Annotated in this window: 17 protein-coding genes; 6 read left to right on the top strand and 11 right to left on the bottom strand. The window is 55.8% G+C overall.

All coding sequences use genetic code 11. The annotated features are described in order from the left end of the window. Positions 1 to 9: 9 nt before the first annotated feature. The 4 genes from ACHZBS_RS08590 (at position 10) to ACHZBS_RS08575 (ending at position 6475) form a co-directional block, all read left to right on the top strand. The gene (locus ACHZBS_RS08590) at positions 10 to 756 is read left to right on the top strand and encodes an N-acyl homoserine lactonase family protein (RefSeq protein ID WP_319406086.1); all 747 of its coding nucleotides are present in this window, start codon (positions 10 to 12) and stop codon (positions 754 to 756) included. 676 nt (positions 757 to 1432) lie between these two features. Continuing rightward, entirely contained in the window at positions 1433 to 3841 is a 2409-nt protein-coding gene (locus ACHZBS_RS08585; protein ID WP_319406085.1) for a 3-hydroxyacyl-CoA dehydrogenase NAD-binding domain-containing protein, read from the top strand. 36 nt (positions 3842 to 3877) lie between these two features. After that, a complete protein-coding gene (locus tag ACHZBS_RS08580) occupies positions 3878 to 5062 on the top strand; it encodes a thiolase family protein (RefSeq protein WP_319406084.1) in 1185 nt (394 codons plus the stop codon). Positions 5063 to 5383: 321 nt separating this feature from the next. Next, complete coding sequence (locus ACHZBS_RS08575) at positions 5384 to 6475, top strand: 3-deoxy-7-phosphoheptulonate synthase (protein ID WP_319406083.1); 1092 nt, start codon at positions 5384 to 5386, stop codon at positions 6473 to 6475. 200 nt (positions 6476 to 6675) lie between these two features. Here ACHZBS_RS08575 and ACHZBS_RS08570 read toward each other — a convergent pair whose 3' ends face one another. From ACHZBS_RS08570 to ACHZBS_RS08530, 9 genes are all read right to left on the bottom strand, one after another. Beyond that, entirely contained in the window at positions 6676 to 7311 is a 636-nt protein-coding gene (locus ACHZBS_RS08570; protein WP_319406082.1) for a LysE family transporter, read from the bottom strand. A 20-nt stretch (positions 7312 to 7331) separates the two neighbouring features. After that, on the bottom strand, positions 7332 to 7961 hold the full coding sequence (locus ACHZBS_RS08565) for a DUF4126 domain-containing protein (protein ID WP_319406081.1): 630 nt from the start codon (positions 7959 to 7961) through the stop codon (positions 7332 to 7334). Between the two features lie 32 nt (positions 7962 to 7993). Next, complete coding sequence (locus tag ACHZBS_RS08560) at positions 7994 to 9328, bottom strand: YihY/virulence factor BrkB family protein (RefSeq protein WP_319406080.1); 1335 nt, start codon at positions 9326 to 9328, stop codon at positions 7994 to 7996. A 44-nt stretch (positions 9329 to 9372) separates the two neighbouring features. Then, on the bottom strand, positions 9373 to 9963 hold the full coding sequence (locus tag ACHZBS_RS08555) for a nucleoside deaminase (RefSeq protein ID WP_319406079.1): 591 nt from the start codon (positions 9961 to 9963) through the stop codon (positions 9373 to 9375). Positions 9964 to 10051: 88 nt separating this feature from the next. Next, entirely contained in the window at positions 10052 to 11734 is a 1683-nt protein-coding gene (gene ettA, locus ACHZBS_RS08550) for an energy-dependent translational throttle protein EttA (protein ID WP_319406078.1), read from the bottom strand. A gap of 197 nt (positions 11735 to 11931) precedes the next feature. Further along, positions 11932 to 12786: a methyltetrahydrofolate cobalamin methyltransferase gene (locus ACHZBS_RS08545; protein ID WP_319406077.1), complete on the bottom strand. Its 855-nt coding sequence runs from the start codon at positions 12784 to 12786 to the stop codon at positions 11932 to 11934. Positions 12787 to 12829: 43 nt separating this feature from the next. After that, complete coding sequence (locus ACHZBS_RS08540; protein ID WP_319406076.1) at positions 12830 to 13453, bottom strand: corrinoid protein; 624 nt, start codon at positions 13451 to 13453, stop codon at positions 12830 to 12832. A 134-nt stretch (positions 13454 to 13587) separates the two neighbouring features. Beyond that, entirely contained in the window at positions 13588 to 15015 is a 1428-nt protein-coding gene (locus ACHZBS_RS08535) for a trimethylamine methyltransferase family protein (protein ID WP_319406075.1), read from the bottom strand. Between the two features lie 38 nt (positions 15016 to 15053). Beyond that, positions 15054 to 16559: a BCCT family transporter gene (locus ACHZBS_RS08530; RefSeq protein ID WP_319406074.1), complete on the bottom strand. Its 1506-nt coding sequence runs from the start codon at positions 16557 to 16559 to the stop codon at positions 15054 to 15056. Between the two features lie 374 nt (positions 16560 to 16933). Here ACHZBS_RS08530 and ACHZBS_RS08525 point away from each other — a divergent pair, with 374 nt between their 5' ends. Beyond that, positions 16934 to 18484, top strand: coding sequence for a sigma 54-interacting transcriptional regulator (locus ACHZBS_RS08525; RefSeq protein ID WP_319406073.1), 1551 nt, complete (start codon positions 16934 to 16936; stop codon positions 18482 to 18484). A 450-nt stretch (positions 18485 to 18934) separates the two neighbouring features. Here the strand turns inward: ACHZBS_RS08525 and ACHZBS_RS08520 are convergent, their stop codons facing one another. Beyond that, the gene (locus ACHZBS_RS08520; protein WP_319406072.1) at positions 18935 to 19963 is read right to left on the bottom strand and encodes a 3-oxoacyl-ACP synthase III; all 1029 of its coding nucleotides are present in this window, start codon (positions 19961 to 19963) and stop codon (positions 18935 to 18937) included. A 211-nt stretch (positions 19964 to 20174) separates the two neighbouring features. Between ACHZBS_RS08520 and ACHZBS_RS08515 the strand changes: the two genes are divergently transcribed. Continuing rightward, positions 20175 to 21116 (top strand): MBL fold metallo-hydrolase, encoded by a 942-nt coding sequence (locus ACHZBS_RS08515; RefSeq protein ID WP_319406071.1) that lies wholly within the window; start codon positions 20175 to 20177, stop codon positions 21114 to 21116. 15 nt (positions 21117 to 21131) lie between these two features. On the opposite strand, the gene ACHZBS_RS08510 is transcribed toward ACHZBS_RS08515, so the two are convergent. Beyond that, positions 21132 to 21707, bottom strand: a complete 576-nt coding sequence (locus ACHZBS_RS08510; protein ID WP_319406070.1) for a flavodoxin family protein — start codon at positions 21705 to 21707, stop codon at positions 21132 to 21134. Between the last annotated feature and the right edge of the window lie 66 nt (positions 21708 to 21773).

The raw sequence follows: 21773 nt of genomic DNA, 5'->3' as shown, positions 1-21773 counted from the left end.
GACTTACCGGTGACCCAGTATCGCATCCATCCCATCGTTATGGGGACCAAGCAGTTTGACAAGGGCATGATGACCTACCAGCATGATTACGGGAAACCGTATACGATTCCTATCTATTGCTGGTATCTGGAAGGCGGTGACCGACCCATTATCGTGGACACCGGCGAGATGCATCCGGTGCAGTCTGACGATCGTGCACGGGCCATCGGTGGGCGGATCTATACTTTCGAAGAAGGATTGGCCCAGTATGGACTGACGCCGGAGCACATCGATACGGTGATTCATACCCACCTTCACAACGACCATTGCGAAAACGACTACAGATGCACCAACGCGAAGATCTTCGTCCACCCAAAAGAAATGGCGCACATCCACAACCCTCACCCTTTGGATTTCCGATACGTGGAAGACTACATCGAGGAGGTTGAGGATAACGGCCAGATCCAACTCGTGGAGGCTGACGGAGAGATCGCCGATGGCATCCGGGTCATGCACACTCCCGTCCACACCGAAGGCGGCCTGACAGTACTGGTGGAGACGGCCGGCGGCATAGCGGCCATCACCGGATTTTGCGTGATTAACGAAAACTTTTTCCCGCCACAGCAGATCCGGGCCATGGAAATGGACGTGATTCCTCCCGGTACTCATGTGAACGCCTACGACGCTTACGACATCATGATCCGGGTCAAGGAGATGGCCGACATTCTGTTGCCGCTGCATGAACCGGCCTTTGCCGACGGCAAGCCTATTCCCTGACTGAATATCCATTCATCAATATTCAAAATTTGAAGGATGTTCTTTCGGCGGGTCATGTATACTTGAGATCGACAATCCTCCTCGAACCTATATTTAAATGGTAAATTGTTTTGCCAATATTGATTCCTGTCAGGCCAGCCCCTGAAATTAAATAATTCACGCTGTCAGCCATACCTGAGATACTGAATTTGAATTCATTTGGCTGATCCGGGGCCTGATCCCGGCAGCAAACGCACGGGTCGTCGTCGCGTTGCCGCCTTTTATACATTTGTTTTAATGAGAAAAATATTGAATTTGTCTCGAAAGATAATATCGAAATCGTTTTGGACTTGACAGCGCGTTTCTTCCTCTGATAAATGAATGAACGTTCATTCAGAAATAAGTTTCATTTTCGCTCAACCTTGTCCGAATTCATCGAGGCCTTGGTTAAACAAAAAGTCCATAACTGTATCCAGAATCCAGCATTGTGTCCGGGATCTTGTGTGAACCGGGCAGGGAAGAGCGAATCTCAGGTCGTTTCCGGCACCGGCCATTTTATGGCAATACCGGTCTCAGGCGGTGCCGGAAACCACCCCAACCGGATTGATGCCGTGCTGAAATCTGTTTCGCGCGGGTGACGTGTTTTTCATACGCGTTAAAATGAAATAGGGGCAACTCAAATCTGCAGGAGGATATTATGACCAGGAAAATCAGAAAGGCAGCGGTCATCGGTAGCGGCGTGATGGGCGGAGGCATTGCCGCGCTTCTGGCCAGTGCCGGTGTGAAGACGCTGCTGCTGGACATCGTTCCGTTTGACTTAAAGGAAGATGAAAAGAAAAATCCGGTGGCCAGAAATAGAATCGCCAAGGCCGGTCTCGATACGGTTCTCATGTCCCGGCCGGCGCTGCTTATGCAGTCCAAGGATGCCGACCTGATCAGCATCGGCAATCTGGAGGACGATTTCGACAAACTGGCGGCATGCGACTGGATCGTGGAAGTCGTCGTCGAGAACCTGAAGGTCAAACAGGACCTGCTCAAACGGATCGAGCCGGTGAGAAAGCCCAATTCCATCGTCTCCTCAAATACCTCCGGTATTCCGCTAAAAAGCATGAGCGAAGGGTTGAGCGACGAATTCAAGCAGCATTTCCTCGGCACTCACTTTTTTAACCCGGTCCGCTACATGAAACTGTTGGAGATTATTCCCGGCGAAGAGACCCTTCCCGACGTGCTCGCCTTTATGGCTGATTACGGTGAGCGCATTCTGGGCAAAGGCATCGTCTGGGCAAAAGATACGCCCAATTTCGTGGGTAACCGCATCGGCGTTCAGGGAATGGTAAAAACCATGCAGCTGATGCTGGAAGACGGCATGACCATCCCCGAAGTGGATGCCCTCTTCGGGCCGGCCATGGGCCGTCCGAAAACAGCCATGTTCAAGACGGCAGACCTGGTGGGCCTGGACACTCTTGCCCACGTGGCTAAAAACACTTACGACCTGGTCGAGGACGACGAGGCCCGCGCCGATTTCGTCATGCCCGCGTTTGTGGGTAAAATGATCGAGGGTAAGATGCTGGGGAAAAAAACCAAGGTGGGTTTTTACAAGACCGATCTGACTCCCGAGTGGAAAAAAATCCGCACGGTCATCGATCCGGCCAGCCTGGCGCATACCGAATATGGTAAGGCGGAACTGCCTTGCCTGGCTGCCGCCAAGGCTGCCAAATCATTGTCGGAAAAGATGAAAGCGGTTGTTTACGGTGAAGACAAAGGCGCCCGGTTTGCCTGGAAGGCGATTGCCTCCAATCTGATCTATGCGGCCAACCGGATTCCGGAAATCTCCGACACCATTGTGGAAATCGATAACGCCATGAAGTGGGGCTTCAACTTCGAGATGGGTCCCTTTGAAACCTGGGATGCCATCGGTGTGAAGGCGTCAGTCTCCAAAATGGAAGCCGACGGCCTCACCGTTCCCGAATCTGTCAAATCCATGCTGGCGGCCGGTTACGACAGCTTTTACAAGTTGGAAAACGGCAAATCCAATTTTTACGATTTTTCCAGTGGCAGCTACCTACCGGTGAAAACCAGTGAGAATATCATTTCCCTGGCCGGCCTCAAGGCAGACAATAAGACCGTGAAAACCTGCAAGTCCGCCTCCCTGGTGGATATCGGCGATGATGTTTTTTGCCTGGAATTCCATACCAAGATGAATGCCATCAACGGCGAAATCGTCGATTTCATGGCCGAAGGCATGGACTATGTGGATGCCAACGGAGCCGGTCTGGTAATCGGGAATCAGGCGGGCGGCATGCCCGGCGCTTTCTCCGCCGGCGGTGACTTGGCTTTCATGGCCGGCCTGGCCAAAGCAGGAAAATATGCCGAAATCGATGCGTTCCTCAAAAAGGCACAGACCGGCATGCAGAAGGTTCGCTATGCCAGTTTCCCGGTGGTGGCGGCCCCTTACGGCCTGACCCTCGGCGGCGGTTGCGAAGTGTGTCTGGGCGCTGCTGACAAGATCGTGGCCCACAGCGAGTTATACATGGGTCTGGTCGAGATTGGCGTGGGCTTGCTGCCTGGCGGCGGCGGATGCCTGAACCTGTGGCGTAAAATGACGAGTACCATTCCCGGACCGGTGACCGATATGGACCTGGCCAAATTTTTCATCCCCACATTCATGGCCATTGCCATGGCCAAGGTCTCCATGTCCGCCGCCGAAGCGCGGGCCAACGGGTTCCTCGGCCCGCAGGATCGGATTGTTTTCAACCGGGATTACCTCATCGGCGAAGCCAAAAAAGAGGTCCTCAAGATGGTGGATGAAGGCTACGCACCGCCGGTCCAACGGCCCATCAAGGTGTTCGGTGCGGCCGCCCAGGGAATGATCGATGCCGAGTTGTTCAATATGCAGTCGGCTAAATATGTCAGTGAATACGACGCCTTTTTGGCCAAACGGATCGCCTACGTCATCAGTGGCGGCGATGTGCGCACCAACAGCGCCGTTGACGAAGAGATCATCCTCAACCTGGAAAGAGAGGCATTCGTCGATTTCTGGAAACAGGAAAAGACCGTTGCCCGGGTCGAGCACATGCTGACCACCGGCAAGCCCCTGAGAAACTAATCGATCCGATCGCCTTATCGTAAAGGAGGAATACCCATGAGAGATGCATATATCGTAACGTCCGTCAGGACCCCAGGCTGCCGCAGAGGCAAAGGGGCCTTGAAAGATACCCGGCCGGAAGACCTGCTTTCCTTCATCATGAAGGCGGCGGTTGAAAAAGCCGGCAACATCGAACCCAAAATCATCGACGATGTCATGATCGGCTGCTCTTTTCCCGAGGCGGAACAGGGGTTGAACATCGGCCGGCTGGCCACCCAGATTGCCGGTTTTCCCATCACTGTTTCTGGCGCCACGGTCAACCGCTTCTGTTCTTCGGGACTGGAAGCCATTGCCCTGGCATCGCTGCGGGTGATGGCCGGCTGGTCTGAAATCACCATGGGTGGTGGCGTTGAATCCATGACCTACGTGCCCATGGGCGGCAATCTGCCCCGCCCTCATCCCGAACATTCACGGGCTCACGCAGACCTGTACGCGTCCATGGGGATCACTGCGGAAAACGTGGCCAACCGGTACAACGTGACCCGTGAAGACCAGGATGCCTTTGCATACGATTCCCAAATGAAGGCGGTCAAGGCCCAGAAAGAAGGGTTGTATACGGAACTTGTGCCTACGCCGGCCGCCAAGTATGTGCTTCAGGACAACGGGACCTACAAGAAGGAAACCTTCATCCAGGATTTTGATGACGGCGTCCGGGCCACCACTACCAAGGAGGGTCTGGCTAAATTGCGCGCGGTGTTTGCGGTCAATGGATCGGTCACTGCAGGCAACTCCTCTCAGACCACTGACGGCGCTGCCGCAACGATCGTTGCCAGCGGAGAAGCGGTCAAAAAATATGGCCTGAAACCCATCGCCAAGCTGAAAATGTATACTACCGTTGGCTGCGAGCCGGATGAAATGGGTGTGGGCCCCCGCTATGCCATTCCCAAGCTGTTGGACTTGGCCGGAATGAAAACCAGCGACATCGGCCTGTGGGAAATCAACGAAGCGTTTGCATCCCAGGCGTTGTACTGCATCCGTGAGCTTGGCCTTGCCGACAGCATGGACAAGATCAACATCCATGGCGGTGCCATCGCCCTGGGTCACCCTCTGGGCTGCACGGGTGCTAAACTATGTGCCACCCTGCTGGCCAACATGCAGCGCAAAGGCGTTAAATACGGTGTGGAATCCATGTGTATCGGCGGCGGTATGGGTGCGGCCGCCCTGTTTGAACTTTGCGATTGAATCACCTGATGGTTGATTGAAGTAAAAAAAGGCCGCTGGTTGCAGCGGCCTTTTTTTACTTTGGGGTTTGCATCTTTGAAAACCCTGTGTTACAGGCATAGCATCTAATCAAAAAGGTCATTTTCACCATGAGTAAAAAGCCAGTCACCCGCGCAATTTATTTCGGTTTTTATTTTTATTTCAGCCGAGGTGCGCCTGTGATCTGCTGAACCCACAATACCAAGGAAAAAGCAAGAGCCGCAGGCGAAACCGCCCGCGGCTTTTTTGTTTTGTGGATCCCAGAATTAGAAACCCAATCTTCGACCGGAAAGGAAAACCAGCATGGAAAAGACTTACGACATTCGCGTAGAAAAATTTGACCCGCTCATTTCACCGTCCCAGTTGAAAGACCAGCTTCCTCTCAATGAAACCTCTCATCGCACGGTGGTGGAAGGACGGCGGGCCATTTCAAACATCCTCGACGGAATGGATCCCCGGCTGCTGGTAATCACCGGTCCCTGCTCCATCCACGACGAGGCGGCGGCCCTGGACTATGCCCGGCGGCTCAAAACTCTGAGTGATACGGTTGCGGACACCATGCTGCTGGTGATGCGGGTTTACTTTGAAAAGCCCCGGACCAATGTGGGCTGGAAAGGATTGATCAACGATCCCTGGCTCAACGGCAGCTACGACATTAACGCCGGTCTTCAGAAAGCCCGCAGCCTGCTGATCCGGGTTACGGAAATGGGTATCCCCACCGCCACTGAAATGCTGGACCCCATCGTCCCCCAGTACATTGCCGGAATGGTATGCTGGGCTGCCGTTGGTGCGCGGACCACCGAATCCCAGACCCACCGTGAAATGGCCAGCGGCCTTTCCATGCCCGTTGGGTTTAAAAACTGCACCGACGGAGACCTGTCCACCGCCATCAATGCCATGATTGCCGCCGCATCCCCCCAACATTTCTTAGGCATCGATCCGGACGGTCAGACCTGTATCGTTAAAACCACCGGCAACCCTTATGCCCACATTGTGCTGCGTGGTGGATCCAGGCCCAACTACGATACCGTCAGCATCAATGAAGCCAGAGCCATGCTGGAGGCCAAAGGGCTGACCCGGGCGATCATGGTGGATTGCTCTCACGACAATTCGAGAAAAAACCATACCCTTCAAGCATCGGTGTGGCAGGATGTGATCAATCAGCGCATCGACGGGAACGACAGCATCATCGGCATGATGCTGGAGAGCAACCTGAAGGCGGGAAATCAGAAAAACACCGGTAACCTGGAAACCATGCAATACGGGGTTTCCATTACCGACGCCTGCATCGACTGGGAAACTACCGAGCAGTTGATCCTTTCCGCCCATGATCAGTTGGTCAGCCTCGGGAACTCCGCTGTGAACGGTGGGGTCAGGCGGTATAAGGTGGGGTGATCCCATTTGATGGTGATTTTTGCCATGTCGGCATGACCGAACCAGATATTGGTCTTTTCCAGCCGATCCAAAAAATAGATCGGTCTGTCTTAAAATATTCGACCTGAACGTTTCTATCCGGTAGGGCCGATTCGGTTGAGAGGCGCATGAACATCAGGGAAAAATGCCAAGAGCGAAAAAGGAATGTGTTCTTGAACCCGCTAAGCGATGAGTTTCCGCATACCGGACCAGGCGAACAGGCAGGAGAAGACGATGAGACAGACGGCACAGGTGCCGATTAAAATGCGGTAGCCCCGGTCGGAGAGCAGCCGCCTGCCTTTCCAGATGGCGGTGGACACGGCCGCATACCAGAACAGGTCCCCCAGGATGTGGCCGGTGAAAAAGGCGACCACGCCCAAGGCGCCGGCGTTCATGCTGTGAAGGATGTAGCCCAGACCGATGGTGGCCCACCAGATGCTCCAGTAGGGGTTGACCAGGCTCATGATGATGCCGGACAGAATCAGATTCTTTCCTCCGATGTCACTGCCTTCGGTGACCAGGGTCATGGTTGGCAGTGATTTTAGCATGCCGATGCCCATCCACAGCAGAACCGCTGAACCGGCCAGGGCGATGACGATAAATACCGGCTCCATTTTCAACAAAGGGGCCAGGCCCATGAGCAGGGCCAGCACCAGGACCAGTTCCAGAAGGGCGTGACCAGCGATGAGCAGCGGGCCGGTCATCACTCCCCGCCGGGAGCTTTCGGTGATGGTGACGGTCAGCAGCGGGCCGGGCATGACGGCGCCGGAAAGGGCCACGATGAACGATGTCACAAAAAGAGTGATGAATAGAGCCATTCGGTTACCCTGATATTGGGTCAGTTTAACGGCGGCGTGGCTTGCCGCGGCGTGAAAAGCGCCTTGATCTTGGCGGCCAGCATTTTGATGCCCCGCCACAATTTGGGCAGCAGCCAGATCATCAGCAGGATGAAAATGGCCAGCAGGACGAAAAACAGCCAGGGGTGGTTAACCGCCGCCCAGATGCCGCCGATGACCATGAGGTCTTCCACGATGGAGGCCGTCCAGTTGGTGAAGGGTTCGGGCGAGGTGTTGATCAGCAGACGGGAACCGGCTTTCATGCCGTGCGTGCCGGCGGCCAGGGTTCCGCCCAGGAGAGCGGCGGCCAGGATCACCGCAGGATTCAATTCGCCCACGGCCCCGGCGGCCAGCAGGGCACCTGCCGGGATCCGGATAAAGGTGTGAATCGTATCCCAGCCGGTGTCCACCCCGGGCATTTTGTCGGCGATGAACTCCACGGCAAACATCAGGCAGGCGGCGCCGATGACCAGGGGGTTGGCCAGCACCTGCAGGTCCGGCGGCAGGGTCATGTTGCCGGTCACGCTCAAAATTCCCAAGGTGGCGATGGCCGCATACAGATTGATGCCCGCAGCCCAGGCTGCGCCCATGGTCAGGGCGATGATATGGGTAATGTCGTTGACTTGTTGCATGGTTGATGACCTCCGTAAGGTCTAGCCGTTTTTCAGACGTCCATGACCAGCCGGTTGGCAGCCGATCGATCAAGTTCCGATCGGAATGCCGTCAGGGTTTCGGAGAGCGTTGCCACATCGGGCAGATGCGTCAGCGGCTGGCCGCTTTTCCCCACATCCTCCAATGCGGCAACCACAGCGTTGACCGTCAGGCTGCCGATATCCCGGGCCGGCTGCAGGGCCTGTCCATCGTCTGAATCGCTGTCGATTCGCACCAGGATCTTTGCTCTTACCAGAAGATCGGACAGGTTGTCCACCAGGGCCGGTGAAAGGGCCAGTTCTTCGGCAATCTGCGTTGTCGTCTGGGCCGGTAGACCCTGCTGAAACAATTTAACCACATGGCGGCAGACGATCAGCGCTATAAGCCTGGTTTGAAAAATGCTCATCTCCCGGCTGCCGGCCGAATCATCCACATGGTCCGAATGCTGGTACGCATGGGAAATCTCCGCACCGATGAGAACGATAAACCAGCTGATCTGCAGCCACAACAAGAACAGGGGCAGGGCGGCAAAGCTACCGTAGATGGCGTTGTACTTAGACACGATGATCTGAAAGTGGATGTAGGCGGCCTGAACGGCCTGGTAGGCGCTGCCGGCAATTACACCAGCCAGCAGGGCACCATCGAAGCGCACCCGGGTGTTGGGCATGATCATATAAATCAGGGTGAACAATATCCAGATGAGCGTGTAGGGCAGCAGCTTGAGCCCCACATAAATGACCGGACCCACCATTTGCAGCAGCTCGAACCGGCCGGAGATGGCCGTAACCTGAGAAGTGATGAAAACGGTGAGGCTGCCGGACATGATCACCAGCACCGGGCAGACCAGCATGATGGTCAGGTAATCGCTCAGTTTGCGGATAAATTTGCGTGAGCGAACTCCCCAGATGTGATTGAAGGAGCTTTCGATGTTGCTGAGCACCTTGATAACCGCCCAAAACAGGACGATGACGCCGATGCCGGCAATCATGCCGCCTTTGGTATTGTTCAGCATATTCTGGGCGAATCCGATGACCTGCTGGACGACCTCCTGCTGGGCGGAAAAATTATCCAGCAGCTCCTGCTGCAGCCTTCGCTCGAATCCGAACCCCTTGGCGATGCCAAACGCCATGGCGGCCACCGGTACCAGTGACAGCAGGGTGAAAAAGGTCAGCGCCGATGCCCGCAGGGGGCCATGATTCCGTGCAAAGCCCTGGATCGAGAGAATCATGGTTCTCAACAGCCGGATCAGCAGCCACTGGGCGGCCGAGCGTTCACGGCGGCGGGCATGCCAGATGGTGGTGGTGAAAAATCCGACGAACCGGGCTATCAGCGTCCTGAATTTTTCCATGAGAACCCATCCGTTTTTCTGGTGTTAGGAAGCCGGCTGACCACCTATGGAGCGGCAGACTGACGGGCGTTGTAGACCCATCCGCCACGATCCACGTAGTGCTTGAGCACAGCCACCGCATCACTTCGGGCGACGTCCCGGAGCACGGCGATGCCCCGTTTTTCCAGTGCAACCTTCCAGTTGCTCGGTTTGGGGCCTTCGTCAAAGCCGATGCCGCGGGCATCCTCATCCCGGCCACCGCAAACCAGCCGACGCACGCCGGACCACACCACGGCGCCGAGGCACATGGCACAGGGTTCGGTGCTGGAGACCAATTCCATAGGCGGCAACCCCTCCTCCCCCAGGTCGAAGGTCCTCATTATTTTCTGGGCTACCATGATGGCGGTGATTTCTGCATGGGCCACCGAACAGTTGCCGGGGATTACCATGTTGACGCCCGGTGCCACCAGCCGACCTGACTGCAACTCAAAGATGCCTGCCCCGAATGGTCCACCGGTTTCTGCATCCACGTTTCTGCGTGCCAGTTCGATCACCAGGGCCATGCGATCAGCCACAGTGGGATAAGGATGATTCCTGTCGGTCAGGGCGCCATCCATCCAGGCGGGCAGGGTTATCTCGACCGTTGGAAAAGACATGAATGAAAATTGTAGAATTGGGGGATTGGTGATTGAACCTAAAATTCCCGGTCTTTTAATTCCTCAACCCCAAAACCCTTCCATTGTTTTATCTTGTCAGTTGCCGGTATTTAATTCGATGGGGCTGATCGGCAGCAGTGCCCAGGCGGTTTTTACGGTCTTTTTCGTAGTCGGAGTAGTTACCCTCGAACCAGACTACCTGGCTGTTGCCCTCAAAGGCCAGGATGTGGGTGGCGATGCGGTCTAAAAACCAGCGGTCGTGGCTGATCACCACGGCGCATCCGCCGAAGTTTTCCAAGGCTTCTTCCAGGGCCCGCATGGTGTTGACATCCAGATCATTGGTGGGCTCGTCCAGCAACAGTACGTTGGCCCCGGATTTGAGGATGCGCGCCAGGTGCACCCGGTTGCGCTCGCCGCCGGAGAGCATGCCCACCTTTTTCTGCTGGTCGGATCCGGAAAAGTTGAACCGTGACACGTAAGCCCGGGAGTTAATCTGGCGATTGCCCAGTTCGATGGTATCCTGGCCGCCGGAAACCATTTCCCAGATATTTTTTTCCGGATCCAGGACATCACGACTTTGGTCCACATAGGCCAGGCTCACCGTTTCACCGATAGCAATCGATCCGTTATCCGGCTGATCCTGACCGGTAATCATGCGAAACAGGGTGGTCTTGCCGGCACCGTTGGGCCCGATGACGCCCACGATGCCGCCGGGAGGAAGGGAGAATTCCATGTTTTCCACCAGAAGCTTGTCTCCATACCCTTTGGTGACGGCCTTGGCCTGGATGACGATGTTTCCGAGCCGGGGACCGGGCGGGATATAGATTTCCAGATCCTTGGCCAGGCGATCATTCTCCTGATCCATCAGTTTCTCGTAGGAGGTGATGCGCGCCTTGGATTTAGCCCGGCGGCCCTTGGGTGCCATGCGGATCCATTCCAGTTCCCGTTTCAATGTTTTCTGGCGCTCGCTTTCGGACTTCTCTTCGTTGGCCAATCGATTCTGCTTTTGCTCCAGCCACGAGCTGTAGTTGCCCTTCCATGGAATGCCCTGGCCCCGATCCAGTTCCAGAATCCAGCCGGCTACGTTGTCGAGGAAGTACCGGTCGTGGGTGACGGCGATAATGGTGCCGGCGTACTGCTGTAAATGCTGCTCCAGCCAGGCCACCGATTCGGCGTCCAGGTGGTTGGTGGGCTCATCCAGCAGCAGGATGTCCGGTTTCTTGAGCAGCAGGCGGCAAAGGGCCACCCGGCGACGCTCTCCGCCGGAGATGACGTTTACCGGGGTATCACCGGAGGGGCAGCGCAACGCGTCCATGGCCATCTCCAGTCGGGAATCCAGATCCCATGCATCCATGGCGTCGAGTTTCTCCTGAACTTCACCCTGGCGCTGGATCAGTTTGTCCATTTCATCATCGGACATGGGTTCGGCAAAGCGTTCATTAATCCGGTTGAATTCATTCAACAGGTCTACGGTCGCCTGAACCCCTTCCTGGACAATTTCCCGAACGGATTTGGTTTCGTCAACCAGCGGTTCCTGTTCCAGATAGCCGATGGTGTAGCCCTTGGACAGGATGGTTTCACCGTTGAAGTCCTTGTCCACACCGGCCATAATTTTCAGCAATGTGCTTTTTCCGGAGCCATTGAGGCCCAGTACACCAATTTTCGCTCCATAGAAGTAACTCAGGGAAATATCCTTGATAACCGGCTTTTTATGGTAGAACTTGCTGACGCGCATCATGGAATAGATAACTTTGTTGGGATCGGTGCTCATCGATCGTTTTTCCTCTCAATGAAAATAGTGGTATCGGGTAAAGAGGGTCAATCAACATAAAATCTTATCATATTTTGTGACAATTTAAACGCGGATTTTGCAGGGCTGAAAAACGATGGGCGGATGAGCGAAGGTGAAGCGTGGAAACAGAAGAAGCCGGATCCGCTATCACACCGGATCCGGCTTCTTTGGGTGTATTACCCCTCGAACATGCCGGCCCGGAAGGCCTTGAGGTAGTTCATGCAGAAGTTGTCCCGGCCGGCCAGCGCCTCGGCGGCGACGATATTGGCCATCATGCGCTTGTCCAGCGGGTTGATGATCGCCCCGTCCAGCCCCTTGGCAATCGCCATGGTCATGAAGGTCTGGTTCATGAACTTGCGCGCCGGCAGCCCGTAAGAGATGTTGCTCAGCCCGCAGGCCGTGTGGATGCCCGGAAAGGCGGCCACGATCCTTTCGATGGCGTTGATGAACCCCGTCCCGAAGCTGTTGTCCACCGATACCGGCTGCACCAGCGGGTCCACGAAGATGTTCTCCACCGGGATGTCGTTTTTGACCAATCCGTTCACCAGCGTGTCGGCGATCTTCATGCGGTCGTCCACGGTCTGGGGCATGCCCGCGTCGCTCATGCACAGGGCGATCACCTTCATGTCCGTGCCGGCGATGATCGGCATGAGCTTGTCGTAGCGATCCTTCTCCAGGCTGATGGAGTTGATCATGGGCGTTCCCCGGTGGGCCGCCAGAGCCGCCTCGATGGCACCCGGGTCCGGGCTGTCGATGGCGCAGGGCTTGTCGGTGACCTGCTGCACGGTCTGAACCAGCCACTTGAGGTATTCGGGCTCCTGGCCCACGAAAATGCCCGCGTTGACGTCGATGTAATCCGCACCGGCCTTAGCCTGGTCGGTGGCCACCTGCTGGATGGCCGCCGCATCCCCGGCTTCGATGGCCGCCTTGATCGCCTTGCGGCTGGCGTTGATCAGTTCTCCGATAATGATCATGGCGAAATACTCCTGTTCAAAGCACTGGATCCCCGCCTTGAGCGGGGATGACAGCATTGTTTTTGCTTTTACCTTCAGCCTTAAATCTTAAAGCCTGCAGTTACGCCACCAGCTGCTTGACCAGCTTGACCGCTCCGGGGGCGTCGGCACTGTAGCCGTCGGCACCGATCTGGTCGGCAAAGGCCTGGGTTACCGGCGCGCCGCCGATGATGGTCCGGGTCGTCATGCCCGCCTCTTTCACCGCCTTGACCGTGCTTTCCATGGACGGCATCGTCGTGGTCAGCAGGGCCGACAGGGCGATCACGTCGGCACTCTTTTCCGCGGCGGTCCTGACAAACTTCTCGCTCTCCACATCCACCCCCAGGTCCACCACCTCGAAGCCGGCCCCTTCCATCATCATCGAGACCAGGTTCTTGCCGATGTCGTGCAGGTCGCCCTTGACCGTGCCGATGACCACAACACCTTTGCTCTTGCTCTGGCCGGCGCTCAGGTGGGGCTTCAAGATCTTCAGGCCTGCTTTCATGGCCTGGGCGGCCATGAGCATCTCGGGCACGAAGAGTTCGCCGGCGGAAAAACGCTCGCCGACCTCGTCCATGGCGCTGATCAGCCCGTCGTTGAGAATCGCGGAAATATCCGTGCCGCCGTCCAGCTCCGCCTGGGTCTTGGCGACTACCGTTGCCTCGTCAAAGGCGATGACTGCATTGAAAATGTCCTGGGTGGTCATAAATGATCCTCCTGAATGTAGGTGATAGGATTTAAAAGCTGTTGCTGCTGTATCCTTCTCATTTTATAATATTTCAATTAGTAGAATTGAAATTCCTTTTTTAGGTCGATCCATAGGTCAACTGGTGTTCGCCGTCAAGATTTATTCTTGCGCACGGCAACGTAGGCAGCCAACGCTGTTTCTATATTCGGATCGATGGGGGGCTTTTCATAAGCGGCCAGGCGGCGGCTCAGGCTTTCGGTGGCCGCCTGATCGATTCGTTGGGCGCCGGCAGCCTTCCAGCCGGCATGATTTTGTCGGTTAAAAAAGTCGGTCATGTAAAATTCCGTCCGGCATAGCTTGAATGTTTTGGGCTGGGTCAGGTACTGGCCGCCGATTCCCACGGTTTTAATTGTCTCTACATCAATGGCATCATCGGAAACGTCGATAGGCTTGATCAGCTTGCGCAAGATGCCGCACATCTCTTCATCGATGAGAAATTTTTCAAAGCTCATGGCAATGTAGGAACCCAGGATACCGGCCGAATGGAGAATGAAGTTAATTCCGTTGCGTGCGGCGGTAGACAAGGCCAGGACAGATTCCCCCGTAGCTTGACCGTCCGGGAAATGGGCATCGGTCAGACCGCCTCCGCTTCGGCTGGGAAGCTTGTAGAAACGGGCCATCTGGGCGGTGGCCGAAACCACCATGGACAATTCCGGGCAGCCGATGGCCAGCCCGCCGGTACGCATGTCCATTGCCGAGGAAGTCGATCCATAGATCACCGGTGCACCGGGGTTGACAAGTTGGGCCAGGGTGATACCAGCCAGGATCTCGGCGTTCTGCAGGGCCAGCACGCCGGCAAGGGTCACCGGTCCGGAGGATCCGGCCATAATCAGCGAGGCAATCACGCAGGCCTGGTTGGCTCGGGCCAGTTCGATCAGTGATCCAGCCATTTCGTCGGAAAACTGCAGCGGCGACAGGGAATTGATCAGGGAGACCGAAACCGGCCCCGCAGCCTTGAACTTGTCCTTGCCGCCCCACATGATGGATGCCATTTCAACGCAGTCTCGGGCGCCCTGTTTTGACACCGGGCTCCCCATAAAGGGCTTGTCGCACAACACCATACTGGAAAACATCATGTCCAGATGGGCGGTTTCGGGCGCTACATCGCCGGGCTCCACCATCATGAACCCGTTCATGTCGATGGTTTTGGATGTCTGGACCAGTTTGCAGAAATTGTCGTAGTCGGCCATGGTGGCGTGCCGCTGGCTGCCGTCCGGCATGGCGACAAAGGGTGCACCATAGCCGGGTACAAAAACGAAATCGTCCTCTCCCACGGCAACGCTCTTGGCGGGGTTGCGTGCGGTTACCGTGAAGCTTGAAGGGGCGGTGTCGAGCGCTTTTTTAACCTGTGCCTCAGTTATGAATACCTTTTTGCCGTCCACTCTGAAACCGTTGGATGCGAAGATCTCCAATGCTTCGGATTCATTGAAGGCCACGCCGACACCCGACAGCAGCGCCATGGCGGCATCGTGGAGCCGGGTCATCTGGTCCGTAGTGAACGTTTGCATTCGGTCATACATGGTTAGTCCTCCTTGTTTCGTTTTGTGGCGATGCAGGCTTATTGTTTTTCGGGGCCGTCATCTGAAATTTGTCCCAGTCCTTTAAAGGTGCCGAACATGACCAACAGCAGCAAAAACAGCATGGGGAACGCCGTTGCAATAGACGCGGTTTGAATGGCTTTGAGGCTGCCAACGCCGGCCAGCACCGCGGCCACCGCCCCGAGTGCAATCCCCCAGAAGGCCCGCAGGCCCCTTGCGGGCGTTTCGTGCCCGGAGACGAACATCGCCAGCGCCAGTGCCGCTGAATTGGCGCTGGTGAGGAAAAAGGTGGCAATTAGAAAGATCAAGCAGATAGCCAGGATACCGGTTGCCGGCAGGTGCTGGGCAATGGCGAAGATGGCGCTTTCGACACCGTGTGCGTTGAGAGTTTCGGTAACATCGAAGTGGATGCCGGCACCGCCGATCACCCCATACCACAAAAAATCGCCCAGAGAGGGCAGCAGCAGGGTGGCGGCGACGGTCTGGCGGATGGATCGGCCTTTGGAAATGCGGGCGATGAACACGGCTACGAAGGGGGCCCAGCTCATCCACCAGGCCCAGTAAAAAACGGTCCAGGAGCCCAGCCAGCCGCCATCGGTGCCGGGTGCGGTATATAGACTCATGGGTAGGAAATTGAGCAGGTATTGGCCGATGCTGTTGGTGGTCAGGTTGATCAAAAAGATGGTTGGGCCAAACAGCAGGACAAAGAACCAAATGGCCGCAAACATCCACATGTTCACATTGCCGATGAATTTTACGCCCTTTTCGATACCGCTGTAGACGGCAAGGGTGAAGATCGCCGTCAGGATCCCGATGATCAGGTAAGTGCTGCCCGCCCCCAGTTCCACACCATATTGAAATTTCAATCCGCTGGAGAGTTGCAAGGCGACCAGGCCGGTGGTGGTGGCCAGGCCTCCCAAGGTAGCGAAAACGGCAAAGATATCCAGGATTTTTCCCCAGATTCCGTGAATCCGGTCCCCAATGGCATAATAGAAGGCGCTGGAAAATTTAAACGGCAGCCCTTTGGTGTAGCAGGCATGCGCAAGGGGAATGGTCAGCATGGCATAGATGGCCCAGGCGCTTAGGCCCCAGTGAAAAAACGAGACAGTCATGGCGTTTGCTCCGGCTTGGGCGGTCTTGGCCTCGCCACCGAAGAAAGGCGGCGGACTCATGAAGTGATAAGCCGGTTCCGCAGGGCCCCAGAAGACAATGCCGGCGGCGATGGCCGAGCCGAAGAGCATGGCGAACCAGGAGAAATCGGAAAACTCAGGCTTGTCGCCAGGCAACCCCAGCTTGATTCGGCCATATTTGCCGCCCATCAGGGCCAAACAGCCGATGACCAGTAAAAATGCCGTCCACAGGTAAAGCCAACCCCAGCTGCCTGTTGTCCAGGCAAACACGGCATTGATGACGGCATTCATATTTTCCGGGAAAGCCACAGACCACACCACGAACAAGATGGTAACCGATGCGGATACCCAGAACACCACAGGATCGAAGGGGCGATTCGACTGGCTTGCTTTCATAAACGTGCGTTTCCTTATTTAGGGGACGACGATAACACGGATTGAATGGGACTGCCGGTTCATGCACGACTCGTAAAGCAGGTTGCATGCCATTGGATGCCGATTTCCTAAAAGAAGTCCAATGCCGGTGATGCTTCACGGCATGAGATGTAAATCTTAATCAAAGTGTTGTAATATTGGTGTTATTACCAAATTCCGTGCAAGCCGGCTGCCCGTGGTTGGGTGTTGCTGTTACGCAGGGATGGCTTCACGAACAGACAAAACGACAATAAATTTTACATTTTTTGTGCAAAAATGCTTTCATCGACTAAAATTTTTACATATAATACACATATTGACCCGCTTGTATTCAATACCAGCCACGGAGACGCACATTGCCCGACGATGTAAGGCGGCGACCCATTATGCTCGATTTAGGCGCTATCGATTTCTTGCCGGTGCTGGGTGCTTTTGACGAAGGCATTCTGATTACCGATACCTATGGCCGCATCCTGTTTTACAACGAAACCCAAGCGGCCATCGACGGTCTGCGGCCGGGAAATGTCATCGGGAAAAAGGTGACCGATATCTACCAGCTGGACTGGAACAGCAGCGTGATCTGCCAGTGCATGCAAGCCAACGCACCCATCGTCGGTAGGCTGTTTTTCTACCGAACCTATCAAGGAAAACTGGCCAACACGATCCACAGCGTCTTTCCGCTGCACGACAATAACGTGCTGGTGGGTGCCATCTGCTTCGTAAAAAACTACAATTTACTGGAAAAGGTCATGTCCGGCTTTTCCACCCTTCCGCCGAACACCCCTCCGGAATTGGCCAATGGCACCCGCTACCAGTTCACCGATATCGTGGGTTTTGACAAAAGCTTTCTCCACGCGCTGACCATGGCCCGTCTGGCTGCGGAGAGCAATTCGCCGGTGATGCTTTTTGGAGAAACCGGATCGGGTAAAGAAATGTTTGCCCAGAGCATGCATAACTTCAGCCCACGCAAGGACAAACCCTTTGTGGGCGTCAATTGTGCGGCGATTCCGGACACGTTATTAGAGGGACTGCTTTTCGGAACGGTCAAAGGGGCCTTCACCGGGGCCGTGGATAAGATGGGCCTTTTCGAACAGGCCAACGGCGGAACGCTTTTCCTGGATGAGATCAATTCGATGCCCATCGACCTGCAGTCCAAGCTGCTGCGGGTGCTCCAGGAGAAAAAGATCCGCCGCGTCGGGGCATCCGGTGAAGTGCCCGTGGTCCTGAAAATCATCAGCTCCGTAAATATCCCGGCCCACAAGGCCATTCGGAAACGACAGTTGCGTATGGACCTGTTTTATCGCCTGGCCGTGGTCTATATCGCCATCCCCCCCCTCCGCGAGCAGCCTGAAGGCATCGAGACCCTGACCCGCCATTTCGTATACAAAAACAATCTGGCCCTGGGCAAAGAGGTGCAGGGCGTCAGTGAACCGGTCATGCAGTTTTTTCGAAGCTACCACTGGCCGGGAAACGTTCGTGAACTCGAACATCTCATTGAGGGGGCCATGAACACCATGGGGCCGGACACGACCCTGCGCATCTCTCACCTGCCGCCTCATCTGCTTCTCGACCAGATCCGCGACGTGGACCCGCCGCTGCATGTACTGCCGGTCAATCCTTCTGGAAAAGAAACGGTTGAGGCAACCGACATCCCAAACCCTGAGATGGCCTACCCCGGAACCGGTGTGCGGGATCTGCGGCAGCAGCGACAGGAAAAGGAATTGAAGATGATCGATGAGGCACTGACGGCTGCGGGTGGCAACATCTCCGAAGCTGCCCGGATGCTCGGCGTATCGCGACAACTGATTCACTACAAAATGCGCAAATATGGATTGGACAGGCAACGGTATCGTGGGAGTGTAAAAAATGGTCGGATCGGGTTATTTCCACGGGAACACCAGGGGTGAAGTTGCGGATCGATTATTTGCAAGTATTCATGGATTACGGTTCAAGCGTCAGATTATCCAGGTATAAAGTCCGAGGGGCGGGAAGGCTGATGGCAAACAGGAAGAACAGGGATATCAAACAGCCGATAATATCTCGCCCCACGTCGTCGAAGGAGGGATATCGGCCCAAGGCGCCGTGGGCAACTTCCACCAATCCGCCAGCAACCAGACCAAACAAGACGACGATGGTTGCCTGCCTGCAAAATGAACCTGATGACAGCCATGGCCACCCGTGAATCAACAGCAGCGGCTATGCCATAAACGCCGCGATATGCCCCAGGTCCCAGGCGTGTTTGAAGGATCGGTTATGGCTCAGGTCCGGACCCCCAAGAAACAGGAATTCCAGGCAGACAGCTGAGAAAAAAATAAGTGCCGTTTGCTTCCAACCGGGAACAGGCGGCATGGTCACGGTTACCAGGTCACACTCATCATGGAGCAGTTGAGCCCGCTGCCGATCCCCATGAGCGCCACGTGGTCGTTCGATCGAATTCGGCCGGATTCGGCTGCCTGGCATAAAGTGATTGGCACCGCCGCCGGACCGATGTTGCCCAGGGAGGGAAAGTTCAGATGTTGTTTTTCCGGGGTCAGGCCCAGTTTTTCGTTGAGCACCTCCATATTTCGCCGGCTGACCTGGTGGGGCATGTAGGCGTCGATTTGCGCATCGCTCCAGTTGGCCAGAGACCGGCTGGCCAGGTCCCAGGTTTTTTTGGCCAACTCCACCCCGAAGATCAGAACTTTGGAGGCATCGGCACTCATCCGGTCCCGTTGTCCCAGACAGAGGCGGCTATGGCGCGTGGCTGCGCGGGTCACCGACCCGTTGATGGCATGACCGGATGTGGAAAGGTCCCGGCGGCAGACGATCATGGCTACTGCCCCGGAGCCAAGGGTGAGCGTGGCGAACTGGTCCCTGAAGTCTTCCGGCTTGGCATCCGGTTGCCGCAATCGTTCAATGGTCGCCTCCACGACTTCCCGTGAATTTTCCCCATCCACGATGAGCCCATAGTCGACGAGACCGGCATCGATCATCATGCCCACGCTGGACATGGCGTTGACAAAACCCAGGCAGGCGTTGCCTATGTCATAGTTGATGCAGTTGTCGGCAAGTCCCAGATTGCCATGCACCAGGCTGGCTACCGAGGGTTCGATATAGTCTTTGGAGACCGATGTGCTGATCAGGCATCCGATGGCTTCTCGGGGGACGCCGGATTCCTCCAGTACTTGTTCGGCTGCCCGGGTGGCTACGTCGCTGGCCTGTTGGTCGGCGTCCCAGAACCGCCGCTCCCGGATGCCGGAAAGTCCTTCGATAATCCCGGGTTTGATGCCTATACGTTCCAACGTGGCCGAAAGCTGCGATTCAATATCGGCGGAGGAGACGATCGTCGTCGGCAGCGCACAGGCCACCGCTTCGATGGCCGCATTCTTAAAAAATATCGGTTGCATGATTGACCTTCCAGCACTTTCAGTTGGTTCAGCAATTGAAAACAGAATGACTCCTGTTTTCATATCATGCCCGGAGGGTTAAAAAAACAGTAAACCGGTTATCATCCAGGTTCGAGTAAAACCCCGGCGGCTCTTTTCAGCCGGCCCGAAATGGGGTATTAACAAGTTTTCAAACAACCCGTTAAAACGATGAAATACGATTTTGCATGCGATGATTCACTTTGACAATATTCATTTTCTCCAGCCGGTCGCCGACGGCATCTGGCTCGCGAAGGGCCCCGGAAAAAGCCGTTTTCCATTCTGCAACGGGTTCCTGATGCTTGGGGATCAGACCGTGTTGGTCGATGCCGGTATCGGTGCCGACCGAATCCGTGAGATCGATCGCCGGAAGCGCATCGACACGCTGATCATCAGCCATCCCCATCCCGACCATATTCTTTCATGGCACGTGCTGAACGACCGGCAGCTGTTTTTACCGGCCCAGACCCCGGCGTCCGTGGGCGATCTGCGACTTCTCGGGCAACGATTCGTCGAGGGTCGGCAGGAGGCCCAATACTGGACGTGGGTGGCGTCAACCCGGCTGGGCATCCATCCCATGCGCCAGCCGGACCACCAATTTGACGACGGGGAAATGCTTGATTTCGGAGCCATTCAACTCCAGGCGATTCATGCTCCTGGCCACCTGGAGGATCATTATGGTTTCCTGGAGAGGCATTCGGGGACGCTGTTTTCCATCGATATCGATTTCACCGGATTCGGTCCCTGGTACGGCAATCCGGAAGGCGATATCCGCCGGTTTCGGGACAGCGTGATGATGCTCCGCAACCTGCCCTACCGTCAGATCTGTGCCTCCCATAAACTGCCGATCGACCGATCGGATGCCGATGAGGCCTTTGATCGCTACTTGAATGCATTTGACCGGCAGAAGGCGGCGGTTTTCGATTTGTGCTGTAAGGGGATGGACCTGACGGCGATGGTCAGGCACTCACCCCTTTACAGGAATCGGATGCCCGACGGCATGCTTCAACAAATATTCGAAACCCAGATGATCCGCAAGAATCTGGCCCTGTTGGTTCGGGAGGGCCGAATCGTTCAAGAAAACGGGAAATATCGCGCCACTGGCTGTTACCCACCCCATCGGTCGGTATTATAGGGTGAAGTGGAAAGACTATTGTCTTAACGCGCCGTTGACGTCTCCGGCCAGTTTCCGGGCGGCGGCACGGGCGTCCTCTTTCAGAGCGTCCGGTGTCGTGCAGAAGGGAATGACGGTTTTGTTCACGGCCCGGGCCCTGCCATATTGACACACCCGATCGAAGACCGTCTGGATAACATCGGCGTTGCCTTTCACCGGCCCGCCGCAGGTCACCAGCAGGGCGGTGGGTTTGTCGGCGATCAGGGAGCGATGGTTGGCTGTGCCGTAACCCGTGACCAGGCAGAAGTGGCGGTCGATGAGGGCCTTCATCTGGGAGGAGAAATCCCAGCAGTAGAGAGGGCTGCTGTAAATCACGGCATCGGCGGCCATCATGCGTTCGAATATGGCAGCGGCGTCATCTTTCTGTACGCACCCGGGCTGGTCCGCCACCTTCTGACACGCCTTGCATCCCAGACAGCCGTTGACCTTCATTGAGGAGATGGCGAGACGTTCCACCTGGTGTCTGGCGGACAGTTCCTTTTCAACCATTTTCAATACGCCTGCCGTGTTGCCATTTTTTCGTGGGCTTCCCAAAAGGGTGAGGATATTCATCCACGACCTCCAGGTGACAATTTTGTATGATGCTCGGGTGACAATCGAAATCCCGGTGAATGATAG

The organism is uncultured Desulfosarcina sp. (assembly GCF_963664155.2).
Lineage (GTDB): Bacteria > Desulfobacterota > Desulfobacteria > Desulfobacterales > Desulfosarcinaceae > Desulfosarcina.
This window is presented reverse-complemented; position numbering and strand designations above follow the sequence as displayed.